Source organism: Gryllotalpicola sp. CP2-P1, from assembly GCF_057512245.1.
Genome location: NZ_JBLRDT010000030.1, coordinates 1 through 19,547, shown reverse-complemented (window position 1 = coordinate 19,547; position 19,547 = coordinate 1). Strand labels below are relative to the sequence as shown.

The window sequence follows — 19,547 nt, the reverse complement described above, 5'->3', positions numbered from 1 at the left end:
CGGGCGATCGACACGGGGTCGAAGTTCGCCGCCTCGACGAGCACGCGCGTCGTCGTTCCCGACATCTCGGTCTCGGCGCCGCCCATCACACCGGCGAGGCCGATGGCACCCGAGTCGTCCGTGATGAGCAGGTCCTCAGGGTGCAGTTCGCGCTCGACCCCGTCGAGCGTCGTCAGCTTCTCGCCCGGCTGGGCGCGGCGCACCGTGATGCCGCCGCTCAGCTTGTCGAGGTCGTAGCCGTGAATCGGCTGGCCGAACTCGAGCATCACGTAGTTCGTGATGTCGACGGCCAGCGAGAGCGAGCGGATGCCGGCGAGCCGCAGCCGCGCCGCCAGCCACGGCGGCGTCGGGCGGGTCGCGTCGACGCCCTCGACGGCACGCGCCACGAACACGGAGGCGCCGACGTTCCCGCGCACCGGGGCGTCGTCGCTGATCGCCAGCGGGAAACCGTCGGCCGGGGCATCCGCGTCGACCTGCGAAACCGGGTCGCGGAAAGCCGCGCCGGTCGCATGCGCATACTCGCGCGCGATGCCTCGAATCGAGAACGCGTAGCCGCGATCGGGCGTGACGTTGACCTCGACGGCCGCGTCGTCGAGCCCGAGCAGCGTGATCGCGTCGGAACCGACCTCGGGGTCGAGGCCGAGCGTCGACAGCACCAGGATGCCGGCGTGCTCGTCGTTCAGCCCGAGCTCGCGGCCCGAGGCGATCATGCCGTCGCTCACGTGGCCGTAGGTCTTGCGCGCCGCGATGGGGAACGGCCCGGGCAGCACCGCGCCGGGCAGCGTCACGACGACCTTGTCGCCGGGGGCGAAGTTGTGGGCTCCGCAGACGATGCCGCGCACTCCCCCGTTCGCCTCGCCGACGTCGACCTGGCACCAGCGGATGGTCTTGCCGTTGCTCTGCGGCTCCTCGACGAACTCGAGCACCTGGCCGACCACGATCGGGCCGGACAGCTCGAAGCGGTGGATCGCCTCTTCCTCGAGGCCGACCTTGACGAGCGCCGCATGGACGTCTTCAGGGGTAGAGCCGGGAAGCAGATCGACGTACTCGGCGAGCCAGCTGAGTGGGACGCGCATCAGACCACCATTCCGAAAGCGTGCGAGAAGCGGAGGTCGCCCTCGAGGAAGTCGCGCATGTCGCTCAGCTCGTTGCGGAACTGCAGCGTGCGCTCGAGGCCCATGCCGAAGGCGAAGCCGGTGTACACCTCGGGGTCGACGCCGGCGGCGCGCAGCACGTTGGCGTTGATCATGCCGCAGCCGCCCCACTCGATCCAGCGCGCGCCGCCCTTGGCGGACGGGTGCCAGACGTCGAGCTCGGCGGAGGGCTCGGTGAACGGGAAGTAGTTGGGGCGCAGGCGGATCTTCGCCTCGTCGCCGAACATCACGCGCGCGAAGTGCTCGAGCGTTCCCCTGAGGTGCGCCATCGTCAGGCCCTTGTCGACGGCGAGGCCCTCGATCTGGCTGAAGACGGGCAGGTGGGTCGCGTCGATCTCGTCGGTGCGGAACACCCGGCCGGGCGCCACGATGTAGACCGGCAGCTCGCGGTCGAGCAGTGAGCGCACCTGGACGGGGCTCGTGTGCGTGCGCAGCACGAGGTGGCTGTCGACGGGCTCGACGAAGAACGTGTCCTGCATGGCACGCGCCGGGTGGTCCTCGTCGAAGTTGAGCGCGTCGAAGTTGAACCACTCGTTCTCGAGCTCTGGTCCTTCCGCGATCTCCCACCCCATGCCGATGAAGATGTCGCTCACCTTCTCTTGGATGAGCGAGAGCGGATGCCGCGCGCCGACGCGCCCCGGGACAGCCACAGCCGTCACGTCGACGGCCTCGGCCGCGAGCTGCGCGCGCTCTTCCGCAGCGGAGATCTCGGCCTCCTTCGCGGCGAACGCCTGGTTCACCTGACCGCGGGCTGCGCCGACCAGCTTTCCGAGCGTGGCCTTCTGATCGTTCGGCACACTGCGCAGCTGGCCGTTCAGGCGGGCGAGCGGCGAGTGCTCGCCGAGGTGCTGCGCGCGCACGTCTTTCAAGGCTGCGGAGTCGTCGGCTGCGGCAACGGCCGCCAGGGCGGCGTCGACGGCGGCGCGGACGGACTCTTCGTTGAGCTCGGGAGAGTCTGACACGAGTAACAAGCCTACCGGCGCGCTCGAGGCCCCCTGCCCAGTCGGCGAGCGAGCCACGACAGGCTCAGGTTCATCACGAGATAGATGATGACCGTGACGAGCCAGAGCGGGAACAGGAAGCGGCTGCCGTAGTAGGCGTTCATCTGGTTGAGCATCACGCGCAGCAGCTCGGGGTAGCCGACGATGTAGCCGAGCGAGGTGTCCTTGAGCAGCACGACGAGCTGCGCCACGATCACCGGCAGCATCTGCCGGAACGCCTGCGGGAACTCGATGAGCAGCCGTGTCTGCAACGGTGGCAGCCCCAGGCTGAGCCCGGCCTCGCGCTGGCCGGCCGGCAGCGCGGCGAGGCCCGAGCGGAGGATCTCGCCGATGAGGGTGCCGTTGTAGAGCGCAAGCGCGGCGACCACCGCCCAGTACTCCCCCGTGCTGCCGGCGAGCAGGATGAACAGCATCAGCAGCAGCACCGGCATGCCGCGGAAGAACTCGATGAAGACGATCGTCGGCACGCGCACCCATGCGGTGCGCGCGCTGCGCAGCAGCGAGAGGGCCATACCCAGTACGACGGCGATCGCCGCGGCGAGGAAGGCGGCACGCAGCGTGTTCCAGACGCCCTGCCCCACCGAGCGCCAGAGCTGCAGATCTCGGAAGATGTCCCAGCGGCTCGCGTCGAACATTCCCGGCTGCGAGACACCGGCGCTCGACTCGCGAGGCAGCGCGAGCGTGTAGATCACCCAGCCGAGCACGGCCGCGATCAGCACGCCGCCCACGATCGACAGCGTCCGAGAGCGGGCCCGCGCCTTGGGGCCGGGGGCGTCGAAGAGCACGTCGGTCATCGGCGGATCGCCCATTTCTTCTCAAGCCGCCCGGCGACGAGGCCGAGCGGCACGGTGATCACGAGATAGCAGACGGCGATGCCGAGGAGCACGGGGATCACCGCATCGCCGCGGGCGTTCGCCAGCTGCTTGCCGAAGGTGAGCAGCTCGGCGACGAAGAACCCGCTCGCCACGGAGGTGTTCTTGACGAGCGCGATCAGCACGTTGAGCACCGGCGGCACCGTCGTGCGGAACGCCTGCGGCAGGATGATCAGCCCGACGGTCTGGCCGAAGCCGAGCCCGAGGCTGCGCGCGGCCTCGGCCTGGCCGACCGGCACACCGTTCACCCCGCTGCGCAGCGCCTCGGCGATGAACGGCGAGGTGTACACGGCGAGGGCAAGGAACGCCGCGACGAGGTACGGCAGCCGGGAGCCGAGGTACGGAAGCACGAAGGCGCAGAACGCGAACACCAGGGGCAGCGGCACGTTGCGGATCAGCTCGGTGTAGACCGTCGCGAAGCCGCGCGCCGATGCCACCGGGCTGATCCGCAGCATGGCGATGATCGTGCCCAGGATGAGGGCGGCGACCCCCGAGACCACGAACAGGAGCAGCGTCTGACCGAAGCCCTGCGCGTAGCCGGGGAGGTTGCCGAAGACCGCGTCCAGGACAGCCCCTAGTACCGGTCGACCGCGGGCGGGTCGACATAGGGCAGCTCTTTGCCCGCCGTGTCCTGCCACGCCTTCTTGTAGCTGCCGTCCTTGTACGAGTCCTCGAGCACGTCGTTGATGAAGTTGCGGAAGTCGGCGTCGTCCTTCTTCACGCCGATGCCGTAGGGCTCCTGGGTGAACGGTTTGCCCACGATCTTGAACTCGCCCTCGTTCTGCGCCGAGAGGCCCGCGAGGATGACGTTGTCGGTCGAGACGGCGACGACCTGCCCGCTGCGCAGCGGCTCGAGGCAGTTCGTGTACTCGTCGGTGAGCTTCGGAACGGCGCCGATCTCGGCAAGCTTCTGCGCCGGGGTCGAGCCGGTGACCGAGCAGACCGGCTTGCCCTTGAGGTCGTCCGAGCTCGTGATGGAGTCGTCATCGGCCTTCACGAGGATCGACTGGCCCGCCATGAAGTACGGGCCGGCGAAGGAGATCACCTTCTTGCGCTCGTCGTTGATCGTGTAGGTCGCGACCACGAGATCGACGGTGCCGTTCTCGATGAACGGCTCTCGGTTCGCGCTCACCGTCTCTTTCCACGTGATACCGGATGCCGGGATGCCGAGCTTGGCCGCGATCAGCTTCCCGATCTCGACATCGAAGCCTTCGGGGTCCCCGGTGCCTTTCAGCCCGAAGAGGGGCTGGTCGAACTTCGTGCCGATGGTGATCTCGCCGGCGTCGTGCAGCTTGGCCATGGTCGAGCCGGCCGGGAAGTCCGCGGACTTCGCGACGGACGGCCCGTCGGAGCTCTGCGTGGCGCTGTCGGTGCAGCCGCTCAGCGTCAGTGCCGCGGCCACGGCTACGGTGAGAACCGCATACCTGATGTGTTTCATTTCACTCTCCTTGTGCGAGGTCGTGTGAATCAGTGCGTCAGGATCTTGGACAGGAAGTCTTTGGCACGCGCGGACCGCGGGTCGTCGAAGAACTCCGCAGGAGGCGCCTGCTCGACGATCGCGCCGTCGGCCATGAAGACGACGCGGTCGGCGGCGCGGCGCGCGAAGCCCATCTCGTGAGTGACGACGATCATCGTCATGCCGTCTTTCGCGAGCCCGACCATGACATCGAGGACCTCGTTGATCATCTCGGGGTCGAGCGCGCTCGTCGGCTCGTCCATGAGGATCAGCTTCGGGCTCATCGCGAGCGACCGCGCGATCGCCACCCGCTGCTGCTGGCCCCCGGAGAGCTGCGCTGGAAGCTTCCGCGCCTGATCGGCCACCCCGACCCGCTGCAGAAGCTCCATCGCCTTCGCCTCCGCGTCTCGGCGGGGCATCCGCTTCACCCGCATCGGCGCCAACGTGACGTTCTCGAGCACGCTCTTGTGCGCGAACAGGTTGAACTGCTGGAAGACCATCCCCACGTCGGCGCGCAGTCTCGCCAGCGCCGCGCCCTCTTCCGGCAGCTGGACGCCGTCGATCGAGATGGTGCCGGAGTCGATGGTCTCGAGCCGGTTGATCGCGCGGCACAGCGTCGACTTGCCCGAGCCGCTCGGCCCGATCACGACCACGACCTCGCCCCGGTTCACCGTCAGTTCGATGTCTTTGAGGACGTGCAGCTCGCCGAAGTGCTTGTCGACGTGGTCGAGCACCACGAGCGGCTCGCCGCGGCGCACTGCGATGTTCGAGGTGACGGGTGCGGCAATGCTGTCGGACGCCATTGCCCCAATGTAGCCATGAGCCAGCTATGTGCCAACCATGGGTCGGGAATGTCAGCTGCGCTGTGCGAAGGCCGATTCGTAGAGGCAGACGGAAGCCGCCGTCGCGAGGTTCATCGACTCGGCGTGGCCGTAGATCGGAACCGTGATGACGCGATCGACGAGCTCGAGATCCTCGTCCGCGAGGCCCCGCGCCTCGTTGCCGAACACCCAGGCCGTCGGCGCCGCGAGCAGGTCGTCGCGGCGCGCGATCAGAAGGTCCTCGCCCTTCACGTCTGCCGCGAGCACCTGCAGGCCTGCTGCGCGAGCACGGGCGACAACGTCGCCGAGGCTCGCGCCCACGGCGACCGGCAGGTGGAAGATCGACCCCGTCGTCGACCGCACGACCTTCGGGTTGTAGAGGTCCACAGTGCGACCGGTGAAGATCACGGCATCCGCCCCGGCCGAGTCGGCCGCGCGCACGATGGTGCCCGCATTGCCAGGATCGCGCACCTCTTCGAGCACGGCGATGAGCTTCGGCTCAGCGGCGAAGATGTCCTTCACCGAGGTCGGGAACTGGTGCACGACGCCCACGAAGCCCTGCGGGGTCACGGTGTCGGACATCGCGTTCAGGACCTCTTCGGTGACGAACTCGACGTCCACCCCCGCGTCCACGGCGGTCTGGGCGATATCGGTGTAGCGCTCGAGCGCGGTCGGGGTCGCGTACAGCTCGACGATCAGTTCGGGCCGGTAGCTGAGCACCTCGCTCGCCGCCTGCGGGCCCTCGAGCAGGAACATGCCCGTCTCCGCACGCGCGGACTTCTTCGCGAGCTTGGCTACGCCGCGCACACGCGGAGAGCGGGGATTGTCGAGCACGGCTTCAAGTCTAGGTACTGCACGAAAAAGGCCCGGTCACCACGTGGGTGACCGGGCCTCTTGTGCGAACGGATGCTTACGCAGCCTTCGGAGCCGACGTGTCGGCCGGGAGCGCCTTCTTGGCAGCCTCGACGAGGCCCGCGAAGGTGGCGGGCTCGTTGACGGCGAGGTCGGCGAGGATGCGGCGGTCGACCTCGATGCCGGCCAGGTTCAGACCCTGGATGAGGCGGTTGTAGGTCAGGCCGTTCTGGCGGGCCGCAGCGTTGATGCGCTGGATCCACAGGCGACGGAACTCGCCCTTGCGAGCGTGACGGTCGCGGTAGGCGTAGACGAGCGAGTGGGTGACCTGCTCCTTCGCCTTGCGGTAGAGGCGCGACCGCTGGCCGCGGTAGCCCTCTGCACGCTCGAGGATGGTCCGACGCTTCTTGTGGGCGTTTACTGCGCGCTTGACACGAGCCATTTCTTTACTTCCTTAGACGTTCGGGCCGGACTCAGCTGGCGAGCAGGCGCTTGATGATCTTGGCGTCGCTCTTCGGGAGGACCTGGTCCTCGTTGAGGCGACGGGTACGGCGGCTCGACTTGAGCTCGAGGTTGTGGCGCATGCCGGCCTGCTGCTTCATGATCTTGCCGCTGCCGGTGACCTTGAAGCGCTTCTTGGCGCCCGAGTGGGACTTCTGCTTGGGCATCTTCTTATTCCTTCTCGTTCGTCGCCTCGGGCTGAGCTGCCTCAGCCGGCGAGTCGTTCGTGTCCTGCGCACGCGATTCGGCTTTCGCCTCTGCGCGACGCGCGTTGGCCTCGGCCTTCGCCTCCGCCTTGTTCTTCAGCGGGCCGATGACCATGACCATGTTTCGACCGTCGATGGTCGGGTTCGATTCGACGGAACCGAACTCGGCGACATCTTCGGCAAATCTCTGGAGCAGACGGACGCCCTGCTCGGGGCGGGACTGCTCGCGACCACGGAAGAGGATCATCGCCTTGACCTTGTCCCCCGCCTGGAGGAAGCCGACGGCGCGCTTCATCTTGGTCTCGTAGTCGTGCTTGTCGATCTTGAGGCGGAAACGAACCTCCTTGAGGATCGTGTTCGCCTGGTTGCGCCTGGCCTCTTTGGCCTTCTGCGCAGCCTCGTACTTGAACTTGCCGTAGTCCATGATCTTCACCACGGGCGGCTTGGAGTTCGGGGCGACCTCAACGAGGTCGAGATCGGCTTCCTGCGCCAGGCGCAGAGCGACCTCGATCTTCACGACACCGATCTGCTCGCCACTGGGGCCGACGAGTCGCACTTCGGGGACGCGGATGCGGTCATTGGTACGGGGATCGCTGATGCGTAGCTCCTCTGTTAGAGAGTTTTCCGGCTGCCTGGGCAACGAGAGGAGAACGACTTTCACCGCGACGCCCGCGCACTCACGCGTGCAATCACTCGGCACACCCCCAAGAGCCCGTGGCCCTGTAACCGGCAAGCCGGCCGACCGGAGAACCGGCGGAGGGTATCGACCCGGTAACCTGATGAGGCGGTCAACGCGGGTGGGAAAGAATTCCACTTTCGTTCCGGCGCACTGAGACACCGGAGCCAGTGAACGAGTCTACCAGACCCCACGGCTCCCATGAAGCACGCACGAAAGCAGGGACATGAGCGACGACGTCGAGGATGCCACCCGGGACATCGCAGAAGTGCCCGCCGCGGAACTGATCACGACGGTCTCGGTTCATCTCATGAGTGCCGCGGCCGTGAAGCTCGGCCTCGCCGAGAACGGCGCGGACGATCTCGATCTCGACGAGGCGCGCAAACTGATCGACGCGCTGGCAGGCCTCGTCACGGCATCCGCCCCGCACATCGGCGATCAGCATGCGCGACCGCTGCGCGACGGACTGCGCACCCTGCAGCTCGCCTTCCGCGAGGCATCCCCGATCCCCGATGAGCCGGGCAAGGGCCCCGGTGAGAAGCTGACCGGTTCGGTCGTCTGAGACTCGCCGGGTTCCCCTGGGCGATATCTAGGCGCTTCGGCGCTCGCGTCCGGGTTCTGCCCAGACGCCGCCATTAGCGTCGGGAACGTGGGTAGGCGACAGGCATTGGGGTGGCTCGGCGCCGCCGTCTGCTCCGTCGCCCTCGTGATCGCCGGCGGCCTCGTGCTGAGCACTGTCGCGGTCCACCGCTACCTGCAGGCATCCGCTTCGCAGTTGGAGCGCGGCGAGTCCCCCGACGCGGCGGCGACGCCCGTGCCCGGCGAGCTGGCGAGCCTCCAGCGCGTCGTGTCCGCGCTGAACGCCATGCCCGGCGTCGCCACCGCGACCAGCACCGTCGCCACCGAGACCGCACCGAAGACCGTCAGCTACGACGTCGCGGTCGGTATGACTCCGGAGTCCACCGCCGACGAGGGCGCCGACGTCGTCTACGCGATGACCCAGGAGCTGCAGAACGGGCGCGTCAACCTCGAGCTGTCCCTTCCGGCGAACGGCGCCCATGCGGCATCCGTCATCGAGTACCGGAACGCCTTCGATACGCCCGTTCCGCGCTCGACGGTGGAAGCGGTGTCGCATGCGGTGATGGTCGCCTCCTCCGTTCCCGGCGTGACCTCGGTGCGCGTGACCGTGCCCTACACCTGGAATCTCGCGTCGGGCGATCTCGATGTCGTGATGTCGACGGATGACTCGAAGCACAGCGCCGCCCTGAGGCAGGCTCTCGCGCGCACCGCGCTCGCAGGGGTGGACTGGTCCGCGCCGTCGCGCTCCTCCGAGCCGCGATCGTCCGCGCCCGTGCCGTCGCCCTCGAGCGCACCGCGCGCTTTGTCGCCGATTCTGCCGAGCGGCTCCGCCCCGTCGGGCCGCGCGGCGAGCCCGTCCGCCTCCCCCGCACCGACGCTCTCGGCCAGTCCGACCGGCTCACCGAGCTCGCCGACGCCCGCACCGACCACGTCCGCGTCGGCGCACGCACGGCACTAGGCGCACCGACTCAGCCGCGCAGCAGCTGCAGGGCGAGCGAGTCGACCCCGTTGGCGATGGCCTCGGTGGCAGCCCATCGTGCCGAGACCCGAGCGGCCAGCTCCCCCAGCTGCTGCTGGCTCAATCCGTCGCGCAGGCGCAGGCGCACGACGAGTTCGGCGGCGGCAAGACGCTGCGCCGGGTCGCCCGCCACAAGCTCGACGCCCAGGGCGTCGGGCTCTCCGGAAAGCGCCTGTTCGAACGCCTGCCGCACCGCCGGATCGCGGTCGGGCTGCGTCCAGTCACCGCCGCTCGCCAGCGCATAGACGGCGGGGCGGCGCAACACGAACTCGGTCGGGCTCGCCGGATCGATGACGATCAGCTCGGTCTGCTCGCTCGCCGCCGCCAGGGCGATGCGCGGACCGGCCGCGGGCACGGGGCGCGCCTTGGGGTCCCACGCGGCGAGGGTCTGCACCGAGGTGAAGGCGGGCAGCACCTTGCGGCCGTCCGGGCCCGCAACGGTCACGATCGAGAGCTCCTGCGTCTTGTCGACGAGGTGGCCATCGGGCGCCGTGCCGACGTCTCCCGCGTGCGCCAGCAGCGGAATGAGCAGTCGCGCCGAGCGGAAAGCCTCGACGACGGCTTCTGGCCCGGCTGTTCCGCCGCGGAATCCGCTCAACGCGGCCAGGAGCGTCGGGTCTGCGGACCCGTCATCGCCTGCCGCGGTGTTGGGGGTGAAGCTGCGGCCCGCCCACGGCTGGCCCGCGGAGTCAGAGGCGCCGCGCGGTGTGTGCGCCTCAGGCCCCTGCGACACGCAGCGCCTCGGTCAGAGTGAAGCGGCCCGAATACAGCGCCTTGCCCACGATCGCCCCCTCGACGCCATTCGGCACGAGTGCGCGCAGCGCGGCGATGTCGTCCAAACTCGAGATGCCGCCCGACGCGACGACTGGCTTGTCGGTCTTCGCCGCAAGCTCGGCGAGGAGCTCGACGTTCGGCCCACGCAGAGTGCCGTCCTTGGTGACGTCGGTGACGACATAGCGGCGGCAGCCGGCCGCCTCGAGGCGGTCCAGCACCTCCCACAGATCGCCGCTCTCGCGCGTCCAGCCGCGAGCAGCGAGGGTCGTGCCGCGCACGTCCAGCCCCACCGCGATCGCCTCACCGTATGAGGCGATCACGGAGTCGGCCCACTCCGGGTTCTCGAGAGCGGCCGTGCCGAGGTTCACGCGCGTTGCACCGAGTTCGAGCGCGTGCTCGAGCGAGGCGTCGTCGCGGATGCCGCCCGACAGCTCGATCTTGACCCCGTGGACCTCGCGAAGCACCTCGCGCATGACGCCGCGGTTCTCACCGCGCCCGAAGGCAGCATCCAGATCGACGAGGTGGATCCACTCGGCACCCTGCTGCGCCCAGTCGAGCGCCGCCTCGATCGGGCTGCCGTAACTCGTCTCGCTGCCCGCCGCGCCCTGCGTGAGGCGCACGGCCTGACCGCCGGCCACATCGACGGCTGGGAGAAGGACGAGGGCGGGCGCGGGGGCGGAGTCGGTCATTCAGGGTCTCTCTCGGTGCGGTGCAGAAGATGCGGGCGCGGGTCAGCTGCGCAGCGACTCGACCCAGTTGGCGAGCAGGCGGATGCCCGCCTGACCCGACTTCTCGGGGTGGAACTGCGTCGCACTCAGCGGACCGTTCTCGACGGCGGCGACGAACCGGGTGCCGTGCTCGGCCCAGGTCACCCGCGGTGCGGGGAACGGGGGCTGGGTCTCAAGCGTCCAGCCCTGCGCGGCGTACGAGTGCACGAAGTAGAAGCGCTCGTCTTCGAGACCGGCGAAGAGCACCGAGCCCTCAGGTGCATCGACGGTGTTCCAGCCGATGTGGGGCAGAACCGGGGCGTCGAGCTCGGTGACCTCGCCCGGCCACTCGCCCAGCCCATCGGTATCGGTGCCGCGCTCGTCGCCGTGCTCGAACATCACCTGCATGCCGACGCAGATGCCGAGCACGGGGCGGCCGCCCGCGAGTCGCCGCTCGATGAGCTCGTCACCGCGCACCGCCTTCAGCTGCTCGACGACCGCCCGGAATGCACCCACGCCCGGAACGAGCAGCCCGTCGGCATCCGTCACGGCCTGTCGCTCACGCGTGACCGTGACCTCGGCGCCGGCAGCCTCGAGTGCCTTCGCCGCGGAGTGGACGTTGCCGCTGCCGTAGTCGAGAACGACGACGGTCGGGCGCCCGCCGGGGCGACTCACAGTGCGCCCTTGGTGGACGGGATGCCCTTCACGGCCGCGTCGAACGCCTTCGCCTGCCGGAAGGCGCGGGCGAACGCCTTGAACTCGGCCTCGGCGATGTGATGAGGGTCGCGCCCGTCGAGGACGCGGACGTGCACGGTCAGCGCTGCGTTGAACGCGATCGCCTCGAAGACGTGGCGCACCATCGACCCGGTGAAGTGGCCGCCGATGAGATGCAGCTCGAACCCGGCGGGCTCGCCGGAGTGGACGAGGTACGGACGGCCGGAAACGTCGACCACCGCCTGCACGAGCGCGTCATCAAGCGGGACGACCGCGTCGCCGAACCGGCCGATGCCGCTCTTGTCGCCCAGCGCCTGTCGAATCGCCTGCCCGAGGACGATGCCGGTGTCTTCGACCGTGTGGTGCACATCGATGTCGGTGTCGCCGCTCGCCCGCACCGTGAGGTCGGTCAGGGAATGCTTCGCGAACGCGGTGAGCAGGTGGTCGTAGAACGGCACCGACGTCTGGATGTCGCTGTGCCCGGAACCGTCGAGATCGAGGCTCAGCTCGATGCGCGACTCGCTCGTCTCGCGTGTGATGGAGGCGGTGCGGGGGCCTGCGGTCATGGCGTCAGCCTACCGGGGACTGCTCGGACGCCGCCGTGTGTGGCCTGCCGTGACGCTCGACGTAGCGCGCCATCGCAGCGAGGAACTCGCCGGTCTCGGCTTCGGTGCCGGCGGAGACGCGCAAGCTGTGCGGGATTCCCATCTCGCGGATGATGATGCCCTCGGCCAGCAGCTCGTCGAACACCTCGCGTGGATTCTCCACCCGGTCGAAGAGCACGAAGTTGCTCCAGGTGCGATAGGGCCGGTAGCCGAGGGCCGACAGCCCGTCGACGATCCGGTCGCGCTGCACCTTGATCTCATCGACCATGGCCAGCATCTCGCCCGAGTGGGCCAGGGCTCCGAGCGCGGCCGCCTGCGTGAGGGCCGACAGGTGGTACGGCAGGCGCACGAGGCGCAGCGCATCGGCGATCGCCGGATCCGCCGCGAGGTAGCCGAGCCGGACGCCCGCGAATGCGAAGGCCTTGCTCATGGTGCGCGAGACCACCAGGCGCTCACGGCCCGGCAACAGCGTCAGAGCGCTCGGCTCGCCGGCCGGGAAGAACTCGGCGTACGCCTCGTCGACGATCACGATCCCGCGTGCGACGTCGTACACCGACTCGATGACGTCGAGCGAGAGCGGAGTCCCGGTCGGGTTGTTCGGCGAGCAGAGAATGACGACGTCGGGCTGCACTCGCCGCACCCAGTCGGCCGCGCGCGCTGCGGACAGTTCGTAATCGGCATCGCGGTCGCCCGCCACCCATTCGGTTCCGGTTCCGGATGCCAGCAGCGGGTACATGGAGTAGGTCGGGGCGAAGCCGAGCGCCCTGCGCCCCGGGCCTCCGAACGCCTGCAGCAGCTGCTGCAGGATCTCGTTCGAGCCGTTCGCGGCCCACAGGTGATCGCGTGTCAGGCCGTGCCCGAGGTAGGCGGCGAGAGCCGACCGCAGCTCGACGAACTCACGGTCGGGGTATCGATTCGCGCCCGCGACCGCCTCGGCCAATCGGGCGAGCACGTCCGCCTGGACATCGCCGGGGATCGGGTGGGTGTTCTCGTTCACGTTGAGCTCGACGCGCACGTGCCTCTGCGGCGCACCATAGGGCTCGCGCCCGCGCAGGTCGTCTCGAATCGGCAGCTCGGAGAGTGACGTCACTCATCCATCGTAGGCGGGGCGCATCACGCGCTCTGAGTCGCCTGGACCGCCGGCTGGGGCGCGTTACTTCGAGTACTGCGAGGGAATCGCGAGCGTCTGCCCCGGGGTCAGGACGGAACTCTGCAGGCCGTTCATGTCGACGATCGCCGCGACGACGTCACGCGGATCGTCGTGAGGTGCGACCTCGACCGCGATCTGCCACAGCGACTGCCCTTGCGCCACCGTCACCTGCTCGACCGCTGCGGGACGGGCGGCGGAGTGACCGTCGGCTGCCGCGCCGCCCCCGTTCAGCCCGAACCACACTGTCACGGCAAGCACGGGAGCGGCGACGACAGCGACAAGCAGCGCGCGACCGCGGCGGGTGAGGCGCAGGTGGGAACGGGCGACCCCAGCCGACGGAGCGGGACGGCGCCCTGCCGCGCCGGACATCTGCACAGTGATGGTGCTCATCGTGGACCTCTACCTTCGTCACCAGGTTCGGAACGCATATTCGAGTTTTCGAACCATTCCGAAGCTATCTTCGATCTGTCTATGGCGCAAGTCCCACGTCTCTAGCGAAGTTATCCACCGGTTTCGGCGAGTCGCTCGAACAAATCCCCTATACAGAGGGGGATTGCCGCTAATGTGTGGCTCACTGGTCGAAATGCAACCAGGGACCACCGACATTGGGGATTCACGTGACCACAGATGCAGTCGCCAAAGACACTGGCGCTTCGCCCAAACGGCGCACCAGGCGCCGCAAGAACCTCAGCGACAAGCAGCTCGCCATCCTCGACGTCATCAAGAAGTCGTTGGCTGCCCGCGGGTACCCGCCGAGCATGCGTGAGATCGGCGACGCGGTCGGCCTCGCCTCACTGTCGAGCGTCACGCACCAGCTCAACCAGCTCGAGCTCTCGGGCTATCTGCGCCGTGACCCGAACCGGCCGCGAGCGCTCGAGATCCTGATCGACCCGCCGTCACCGACCGAGCAGACCGACGACTTCGAGACCAAGGCGCCCGTGGGCGACGCGATGCTGGTGCCCCTCGTCGGCCGCATCGCCGCCGGCGTACCGATCACGGCCGACCAGCAGGTCGAAGAGGTCTTCCCGCTCCCGCGCCGGCTCGTCGGCAACGGCGACCTGTTCATGCTCAAGGTCGCGGGCGAGTCGATGATCGACGCAGCGATCTGCGATGGCGACTGGGTGGTCGTGCGCCAGCAGCAGGACGCGGTCAACGGCGACATCGTCGCCGCGATGCTCGACGGCGAAGCCACCGTCAAGGTGTTCCGGCAGCGCGATGGTCACACGTGGCTGCTTCCGCGCAACTCGGCGTTCGAGCCGATCATGGGCGACCAGGCCGTGGTGCTGGGCAAGGTCGTGGCCGTTCTGCGCGCCGTCTGACGCATGGGGCCCGAAGAGTCCGCTCAGGCGGGCTCTTCGACCGGTGTCGCACCGGTGAAATCGGGAGCGATGAGCTGGGCGAAGCGCGCCTCATCGATGAGGCCGACGCGCGCGAGCACCGCCAGCGGCACCTCGTGCATGTTGCGCGTGTAGAGGTGGATTCCCGGCGCGCCGCCGTCGAGCAGCCGGCGCGTCAGGTCCGCGGCGAAGTCCACTCCGATCTCACGACGTCTCGCTTCGTTCTGCTCGGCGGCGAGGGCGGCGGCGAACGCCTCGGGCGCACGCTCGCCTGAGAGCTCGAGATTGCGAGCGAGTCCGGCCGGGGTCGTCACCGGCGTGATCGCTGGAAGGATGGGGAACTCGACGCCGGCGGCACGGGCGGCGTCGACCATGCGGAAGTAGTCGTCGGCATGGAAGATCATCTGCGAGATCCCGAGATTCGCGCCTGCGGCCTGCTTCGCGAGCAGAGTGTCGATGTCCTGCTGCCACGAGCGCGACGACGGATGCCCGTTGGGGAACGCCGCCACGGCGATCGCGATGCGCTCGCGCCCGTCACGGTCGAGCATGATGCCCGGCGTGCCGGGGATCGCCACCTCGCGCCAGGGGCGTCGCTCGCTCTGCACGGCGTGGATCAGCTGCACGAGCTCCGCCGCCGAGCGGATGTCGCCGGGGAACGCGTCAGGTGGCGAGCCGGCCGGCAGATCGCCTCGTACGGCGAGGAAGCTGTGCACCCCGGCATCCATGAACGTCCGCACCGTGTCGTGAGCGGCCTGCACCGTCGAGCCCACGCACGTGAGGTGCGCCATCGTGCGCACCTGCGGGTGGTGCTCGATCACGTGCTTGAGAACGTCCAGCGAGGCATCCTGCGACGAGCCGCCCGCGCCGTAGGTGACCGACACGAACTCAGGGCCGGCGGCCACCAGCCGAGCGATGCGGTCGGGCAGCTGCCGGGCGATCTGCGGGGAGCGCGCAGGGTGCAGCTCAAACGAGAACGGCACGCGCCTCACTCGTGGCCCACCGCCTGCAGCCGATACGGCTCGAACGGCGCCAGCCTGCTCGGGTCGATGAGTGCGGAGACACGCGTTCCCTGCTCGGTGTACTCAAGCGCCGTCACCCGGCCATGATCGTGCAGAGCGGCGACGACCTCACCGTGGTCGTAGGGGACGAGGAGTTCGACAGGGACGGAGCGGTCGGGGATGAGGTAGGCGATGCGCGCGAGCACCTCGTCGATGCCCTCCCCTGTGCGAGCGCTCGCGAAGACGGCACCGGGTACGAGGCCACGCAGCACGAGCCGAGTGTCGCCGTCGACGAGGTCGGCCTTGTTGAACACGACGAGCTCGGGGATGTCGCCGGCGCCGACCTCACCGATGACGTCGCGCACCGTCTGGAGCTGGCTTGCGGGATCGGGATGCGAGGCGTCGACCACATGGACGATGACGTCGGCGTCCTGCACCTCTTCCAACGTCGACCGGAATGCCTCGACGAGCTGGTGCGGCAGGTTGCGCACGAATCCGACGGTGTCGGCCAGCGTGTAGGGGCGCCCGTCGGCCGTCTGAGAACGACGCACGGTGGAATCGAGCGTCGCGAAGAGCGCGTTCTCGACCAGGACTCCCGCGCGCGTGATGCGGTTGAGCAGGCTCGACTTCCCCGCGTTCGTGTAGCCGGCGATGGCCACGGACGGCACCTCGTTGCGCCGGCGGTTCGCGCGCTTCGCCTCGCGCGCGGGCTTCATCTCCTTGATCTGCCGGCGCAGCTTGGCCATGCGCGAGTGGATGCGCCGCCGATCGAGCTCGATCTTCGTCTCGCCGGGTCCGCGGCTTCCCATGCCGTTGCCCGCGCCGCCGACCTGGCCGCCCGCCTGGCGGCTCATCGACTCGCCCCAGCCGCGCAGTCGGGGCAAGAGGTACTCGAGCTGTGCCAGCTCGACCTGTGCCTTGCCCTCACGGCTCTTGGCGTGCTGGCTGAAGATGTCGAGGATGACCGCCGTGCGGTCGATGACCTTGACCTTCACCACGTCCTCGAGCGCACGACGCTGGCTCGGGGCCAGTTCGGTGTCGGCGATCACCGTGTCGGCGCCGAGGTGGGCGACGACCGCGGCGAGCTCCTCAGCCTTGCCACGGCCCAGATACGTGCTGGGGTCGGGGTGCGGGCGCCGCTGCAGGAGCCCGTCGAGCACGACCGCGCCGGCGGTCTCCGCGAGTGCTGCGAGCTCGCGCAACGAGTTCTCGGCGTCTTCGAGCGAACCGCCCGAATAGACGCCGATGAGGACGACGTTCTCGAGCCGCAGCTGACGGTATTCGACCTCGGTGACGTCTTCGAGCTCGGTCGAGAGGCCGCCGACACGGCGCAGCGCCGCGCGCTCGTCGCGGTCGAACTGCTCGCCGTCGGTGTCGCCGAAGCCTGCGGCATCCCCCGTCTGCAATGCCTGCGCTCGCTGGCCGAAGAGGGAGTACCCGGCCGCCTTGGAGTCGGCGTTCGCGAGCACCCGTGCGACGACGTCGTCGTCGGCGTGCGTCTCGGTGCCGGAGGAGGCGGTGTGATCTGAGGTCATATGTGAGGATTAACTCTACTTCTGTCGGTGCTGTACGTTTCTGACATGTCTTCCGGTGACCACTACTTCAGCGCGTCACCGGGAAGCGACCCGAAGCTGAGGCCCATCGAGGTGCGACTCGCCGGGCGCGAGCTGACGGTCACCACCGGCGCCGGGGTGTTCAGCCCCGACCACGTCGACACCGGCACCGCCGTGCTGCTCGCCAACACGCCGACACCGCCGCCGGGGGGCGATCTTCTGGATCTGGGGTGCGGGTGGGGTCCGATCGCGCTGTCACTCGCGCTCGCCTCGCCGCACGCCACGGTCTGGGCCGTGGACGTCAACGAGCGCGCCCTCGACCTGGTGCGCCGCAACGCGGCCGAACTCGGACTCAGCAACGTCAACGCCGTGCGCCCCGAGGATGTTCCCGCAGCAGTGTCGTTCATGACCATCTGGTCGAACCCGCCGATCCGGGTCGGCAAGAACGAGCTGCACAGCCTCCTGCAGACGTGGCTGCCGCGACTCGAGCCGGGGTCGGATGCCTGGCTCGTCGTCGCGCGGAACCTCGGCTCCGACTCTCTGCAGCGCTGGCTCGAGTCGTCGCTCCCCACGCCGTTCGGCACCACCCGCGCAGCCACCAGCAAGGGCTTCCGCGTGCTGCGCGTGCGACATCACGCCGACTGAGCGGTCAGGCGAGCGTCACCTCGCCGTCGAACACGAGCTCGGCCGGACCCGAGAGCGAGGCATGCTCGCCGTCCTCGCCGGGGAACATCCGCACCGCAACCGTGCCGCCCGGAACCGACACGCGCCAGTCGTCAGGGGCGCGGTCGCCTGCCCAGTGCCGGATCGCGAGAGCGGCGGCGACGGTTCCGGTGCCGCACGAGAGCGTCTCGCCCACACCGCGCTCGTGCACCCGCATACTGATGTGCCCCACGCCGTCTCTGATGAGCGGGTCGCCCGGCACCACGAACTCGACGTTCGCCCCGTACACCGGCTCGGGGTCGATGACCGGAACATAGGCCAGGTCGAGGCCGTCGAGCTCGTCGTCGTCGGAGAGCGCCACGACCACGTGCGGGTTCCCCACGTCGATGCTGAGGCCGGGCCGCGGCACCTTGAGCCCCTTCGCGCTGACCAGCGGCTCGTCGTCGTCGGTCGACCAGAGCCCCATGTCGACCTGATAGCCGAGCGCTGAGCGCTGCACGTCGCGCACGCCCGCGCGCGTTCCGATTGCGAGGATCTCGCCATGGGCGAGCTCGGCAAGGCCGCTGCGCGTCAGGAACTCGGTGTACACGCGGATGCCGTTGCCGCACATCTCGGCGACGGAGCCGTCGGCGTTGTAGTAGTCCATGAACCACTCGGCGCCCGGGTTCTCGACCAGTGCGGCAGCGCCGGCGTCGAGGTTCGCGGAGCGAACGGCGCGGATGACACCGTCTGCGCCGATCCCGAAGTGCCGATCGCAGAGCACCCGGATCTGGTCGGTCGTCAGGTCGAGCGAGCCATCGGGGTCGGCGAAGAGGATGAAGTCGTTCCCGGTGCCGTGACCCTTGCTGAAGTGGAGCTTGACCGCCATTCGATCAGCCTATCGACGGCGAGGCGGGCCCTGCTCGCGGCATCCCCCGCCTCGGTGTCGATCCACGTCACGTGCTCGTAGCGCTTGAACCAGCTGACCTGGCGCCTCGCGTAGCGGCGGGTCAGCGCCTGCGTCTGGGCGATCGCCTCGGCCTCGGTGAGCTCGCCGCGCAGCTGCGCGAGCGCCTGTGCATAGCCGATCGCGCGGGATGCCGTCACGCCGCGCTCGATGCCGGCGCTTCGCAGCCGGTCCGCCTCGGCGACGAGGCCCGCGCGCCACATCTGCTCGACGCGGCGGTCGAGCCTGCCGACCAGCAGCTCGCGCGGCGTCGACAGGCCGATCAGGACCGAGGGACGCCACAGCCTCGGCGACGCCGGAAGGGCGGCGCCGTGCCCGCGCTCGGCGAGCTCGAGGATCTCGAGCGCGCGCACGATACGGCGGCCGTTGGCCGGGTCGATCTTCGCCGCGGTTTCGGCGTCGGCGGCCTTGAGCCGTGCGAACAGGAGGCCGGGCCCGTGCTCGTCGAGCTCTGCTTCGAGGCGCGCCCGCAGCTTGCGATCGCGGCCGGGGAAGCGGAAGTCGTAGATCACGCTCGAGACGTAGAGTCCCGAGCCGCCGACGAGGATCGGAACAGCGCCGCGCGCCGCGATCGCCTCGACTTCGGCGCGGGCGTCGCGCTGGTACGCCGCAACACTCGCCTCGTCGGTGACGTCGAGAACGTCGAAGAGGTGGTGTGGGATGCCCCGCCGGTCGGCCTCCGGCACTTTCGCCGTGCCGATGTCCATACCGCGATAGAGCTGCATCGCGTCGGCGTTGACGATCTCGGCCGTCTCGCCGCGTGCGCGCAACAGCTCGGCGGTGCGGATCGCCGATTCGGACTTGCCGGTGCCGGTCGCGCCGACGATGACGAGGAGCGGCGCGCCGGTCACGTTCAGCGCAACTCGTCGTTCGGGTCGTAGATCGGCGAGGTCGCCACTGCGATCGTCGATTCGCCCAGGGGGCGCAGGGTCGGCATGCCGAGGGAGACGGCGCCCGCCGCCCC

24 protein-coding genes are annotated in these 19,547 nt (G+C 69.1%); 4 read left to right on the top strand and 20 right to left on the bottom strand.

Features of this window, described 5'->3' with window-relative positions; all coding sequences use genetic code 11:
* The 10 genes from ACM2XV_RS04300 to infC form a co-directional block, all read right to left on the bottom strand.
* On the bottom strand, positions 1-1,076 hold a 1,076-nt coding region (locus ACM2XV_RS04300; protein ID WP_487026071.1), incomplete at its 3' end, for a phenylalanine--tRNA ligase subunit beta.
* Complete coding sequence (gene pheS, locus ACM2XV_RS04295; RefSeq protein ID WP_487026070.1) at positions 1,076-2,116, bottom strand: phenylalanine--tRNA ligase subunit alpha; 1,041 nt, start codon at positions 2,114-2,116, stop codon at positions 1,076-1,078. The genes pheS and ACM2XV_RS04300, both read right to left, overlap by 1 nt.
* An 11-nt stretch (positions 2,117-2,127) precedes the next feature.
* Positions 2,128-2,949 (bottom strand): amino acid ABC transporter permease, encoded by an 822-nt coding sequence (locus ACM2XV_RS04290; RefSeq protein WP_344772986.1) that lies wholly within the window; start codon positions 2,947-2,949, stop codon positions 2,128-2,130.
* Entirely contained in the window at positions 2,946-3,593 is a 648-nt protein-coding gene (locus tag ACM2XV_RS04285) for an amino acid ABC transporter permease (protein ID WP_344773301.1), read from the bottom strand. The genes ACM2XV_RS04290 and ACM2XV_RS04285 overlap by 4 nt, the downstream gene beginning before the upstream one ends.
* An 8-nt stretch (positions 3,594-3,601) precedes the next feature.
* The gene (locus ACM2XV_RS04280) at positions 3,602-4,465 is read right to left on the bottom strand and encodes a glutamate ABC transporter substrate-binding protein (RefSeq protein ID WP_344772988.1); all 864 of its coding nucleotides are present in this window, start codon (positions 4,463-4,465) and stop codon (positions 3,602-3,604) included.
* 29 nt (positions 4,466-4,494) lie between these two features.
* A complete protein-coding gene (locus ACM2XV_RS04275; protein ID WP_344772990.1) occupies positions 4,495-5,286 on the bottom strand; it encodes an amino acid ABC transporter ATP-binding protein in 792 nt (263 codons plus the stop codon).
* Between the two features lie 51 nt (positions 5,287-5,337).
* The gene (locus ACM2XV_RS04270; RefSeq protein WP_344772992.1) at positions 5,338-6,138 is read right to left on the bottom strand and encodes a TrmH family RNA methyltransferase; all 801 of its coding nucleotides are present in this window, start codon (positions 6,136-6,138) and stop codon (positions 5,338-5,340) included.
* A gap of 76 nt (positions 6,139-6,214) precedes the next feature.
* On the bottom strand, positions 6,215-6,598 hold the full coding sequence (gene rplT, locus ACM2XV_RS04265) for a 50S ribosomal protein L20 (protein WP_344772994.1): 384 nt from the start codon (positions 6,596-6,598) through the stop codon (positions 6,215-6,217).
* A 31-nt stretch (positions 6,599-6,629) separates the two neighbouring features.
* Complete coding sequence (gene rpmI, locus ACM2XV_RS04260) at positions 6,630-6,824, bottom strand: 50S ribosomal protein L35 (RefSeq protein ID WP_344772996.1); 195 nt, start codon at positions 6,822-6,824, stop codon at positions 6,630-6,632.
* 4 nt (positions 6,825-6,828) lie between these two features.
* Entirely contained in the window at positions 6,829-7,461 is a 633-nt protein-coding gene (infC, locus tag ACM2XV_RS04255) for a translation initiation factor IF-3 (RefSeq protein ID WP_344773303.1), read from the bottom strand.
* Between the two features lie 304 nt (positions 7,462-7,765).
* Between infC and ACM2XV_RS04250 the strand changes: the two genes are divergently transcribed.
* Together ACM2XV_RS04250 and ACM2XV_RS04245 are read left to right on the top strand one after the other, a co-directional pair.
* Positions 7,766-8,101 carry a DUF1844 domain-containing protein gene (locus ACM2XV_RS04250; protein WP_344772998.1) on the top strand — a complete coding sequence of 112 codons (336 nt, stop codon included), beginning with the start codon at positions 7,766-7,768 and terminating at the stop codon, positions 8,099-8,101.
* A gap of 87 nt (positions 8,102-8,188) precedes the next feature.
* Positions 8,189-9,076 carry a hypothetical protein gene (locus ACM2XV_RS04245; protein ID WP_487026069.1) on the top strand — a complete coding sequence of 296 codons (888 nt, stop codon included), beginning with the start codon at positions 8,189-8,191 and terminating at the stop codon, positions 9,074-9,076.
* 10 nt (positions 9,077-9,086) lie between these two features.
* On the opposite strand, the gene ACM2XV_RS04240 is transcribed toward ACM2XV_RS04245, so the two are convergent.
* The 6 genes from ACM2XV_RS04240 to ACM2XV_RS04215 form a co-directional block, all read right to left on the bottom strand.
* On the bottom strand, positions 9,087-9,869 hold the full coding sequence (locus ACM2XV_RS04240) for an SseB family protein (protein WP_487026068.1): 783 nt from the start codon (positions 9,867-9,869) through the stop codon (positions 9,087-9,089).
* A complete protein-coding gene (gene priA / locus ACM2XV_RS04235; protein ID WP_487026067.1) occupies positions 9,853-10,599 on the bottom strand; it encodes a bifunctional 1-(5-phosphoribosyl)-5-((5-phosphoribosylamino)methylideneamino)imidazole-4-carboxamide isomerase/phosphoribosylanthranilate isomerase PriA in 747 nt (248 codons plus the stop codon). Before priA ends, ACM2XV_RS04240 begins: the two co-directional genes overlap by 17 nt.
* A gap of 42 nt (positions 10,600-10,641) precedes the next feature.
* The gene (hisH, locus tag ACM2XV_RS04230) at positions 10,642-11,292 is read right to left on the bottom strand and encodes an imidazole glycerol phosphate synthase subunit HisH (protein WP_487026066.1); all 651 of its coding nucleotides are present in this window, start codon (positions 11,290-11,292) and stop codon (positions 10,642-10,644) included.
* Positions 11,289-11,897 carry an imidazoleglycerol-phosphate dehydratase HisB gene (hisB, locus tag ACM2XV_RS04225; RefSeq protein ID WP_344773008.1) on the bottom strand — a complete coding sequence of 203 codons (609 nt, stop codon included), beginning with the start codon at positions 11,895-11,897 and terminating at the stop codon, positions 11,289-11,291. The genes hisH and hisB overlap by 4 nt, the downstream gene beginning before the upstream one ends.
* A gap of 4 nt (positions 11,898-11,901) precedes the next feature.
* A complete protein-coding gene (locus ACM2XV_RS04220) occupies positions 11,902-13,026 on the bottom strand; it encodes a histidinol-phosphate transaminase (protein WP_487026065.1) in 1,125 nt (374 codons plus the stop codon).
* Between the two features lie 63 nt (positions 13,027-13,089).
* Positions 13,090-13,476 carry a LysM peptidoglycan-binding domain-containing protein gene (locus ACM2XV_RS04215; RefSeq protein ID WP_344773012.1) on the bottom strand — a complete coding sequence of 129 codons (387 nt, stop codon included), beginning with the start codon at positions 13,474-13,476 and terminating at the stop codon, positions 13,090-13,092.
* A gap of 227 nt (positions 13,477-13,703) precedes the next feature.
* Between ACM2XV_RS04215 and lexA the strand changes: the two genes are divergently transcribed.
* Positions 13,704-14,405, top strand: a complete 702-nt coding sequence (gene lexA / locus ACM2XV_RS04210; protein ID WP_487026064.1) for a transcriptional repressor LexA — start codon at positions 13,704-13,706, stop codon at positions 14,403-14,405.
* Between the two features lie 23 nt (positions 14,406-14,428).
* Here the strand turns inward: lexA and ACM2XV_RS04205 are convergent, their stop codons facing one another.
* Together ACM2XV_RS04205 and hflX are read right to left on the bottom strand one after the other, a co-directional pair.
* Positions 14,429-15,403: a methylenetetrahydrofolate reductase gene (locus ACM2XV_RS04205; RefSeq protein ID WP_344773016.1), complete on the bottom strand. Its 975-nt coding sequence runs from the start codon at positions 15,401-15,403 to the stop codon at positions 14,429-14,431.
* Between the two features lie 5 nt (positions 15,404-15,408).
* Entirely contained in the window at positions 15,409-16,956 is a 1,548-nt protein-coding gene (hflX, locus tag ACM2XV_RS04200; protein ID WP_344773018.1) for a GTPase HflX, read from the bottom strand.
* A gap of 45 nt (positions 16,957-17,001) precedes the next feature.
* Between hflX and ACM2XV_RS04195 the strand changes: the two genes are divergently transcribed.
* Complete coding sequence (locus tag ACM2XV_RS04195; RefSeq protein WP_344773020.1) at positions 17,002-17,619, top strand: class I SAM-dependent methyltransferase; 618 nt, start codon at positions 17,002-17,004, stop codon at positions 17,617-17,619.
* Positions 17,620-17,623: 4 nt separating this feature from the next.
* Here the strand turns inward: ACM2XV_RS04195 and dapF are convergent, their stop codons facing one another.
* Both dapF and miaA read right to left on the bottom strand, forming a co-directional pair.
* A complete protein-coding gene (gene dapF / locus ACM2XV_RS04190; protein WP_344773022.1) occupies positions 17,624-18,505 on the bottom strand; it encodes a diaminopimelate epimerase in 882 nt (293 codons plus the stop codon).
* Entirely contained in the window at positions 18,418-19,434 is a 1,017-nt protein-coding gene (miaA, locus tag ACM2XV_RS04185) for a tRNA (adenosine(37)-N6)-dimethylallyltransferase MiaA (protein ID WP_344773024.1), read from the bottom strand. The genes dapF and miaA overlap by 88 nt, the downstream gene beginning before the upstream one ends.
* Positions 19,435-19,547 lie beyond the last annotated feature (113 nt).

Bases quoted from the DNA above. Each gene is read 5' to 3' on its own strand.
- ACM2XV_RS04195 (WP_344773020.1), top strand. From the start codon at position 17,002: ATGTCTTCCGGTGACCACTACTTCAGCGCGTCACCGGGAAGCGACCCG.
- dapF (WP_344773022.1), bottom strand. From the start codon at position 18,505: ATGGCGGTCAAGCTCCACTTCAGCAAGGGTCACGGCACCGGGAACGAC.
- ACM2XV_RS04290 (WP_344772986.1), bottom strand. From the start codon at position 2,949: ATGACCGACGTGCTCTTCGACGCCCCCGGCCCCAAGGCGCGGGCCCGC.
- ACM2XV_RS04215 (WP_344773012.1), bottom strand. From the start codon at position 13,476: ATGAGCACCATCACTGTGCAGATGTCCGGCGCGGCAGGGCGCCGTCCC.
- hflX (WP_344773018.1), bottom strand. From the start codon at position 16,956: ATGACCTCAGATCACACCGCCTCCTCCGGCACCGAGACGCACGCCGAC.
- rpmI (WP_344772996.1), bottom strand. From the start codon at position 6,824: ATGCCCAAGCAGAAGTCCCACTCGGGCGCCAAGAAGCGCTTCAAGGTC.
- ACM2XV_RS04275 (WP_344772990.1), bottom strand. From the start codon at position 5,286: ATGGCGTCCGACAGCATTGCCGCACCCGTCACCTCGAACATCGCAGTG.
- priA (WP_487026067.1), bottom strand. From the start codon at position 10,599: ATGACCGACTCCGCCCCCGCGCCCGCCCTCGTCCTTCTCCCAGCCGTC.
- hisB (WP_344773008.1), bottom strand. From the start codon at position 11,897: ATGACCGCAGGCCCCCGCACCGCCTCCATCACACGCGAGACGAGCGAG.
- ACM2XV_RS04280 (WP_344772988.1), bottom strand. From the start codon at position 4,465: ATGAAACACATCAGGTATGCGGTTCTCACCGTAGCCGTGGCCGCGGCA.
- rplT (WP_344772994.1), bottom strand. From the start codon at position 6,598: ATGGCTCGTGTCAAGCGCGCAGTAAACGCCCACAAGAAGCGTCGGACC.
- ACM2XV_RS04250 (WP_344772998.1), top strand. From the start codon at position 7,766: ATGAGCGACGACGTCGAGGATGCCACCCGGGACATCGCAGAAGTGCCC.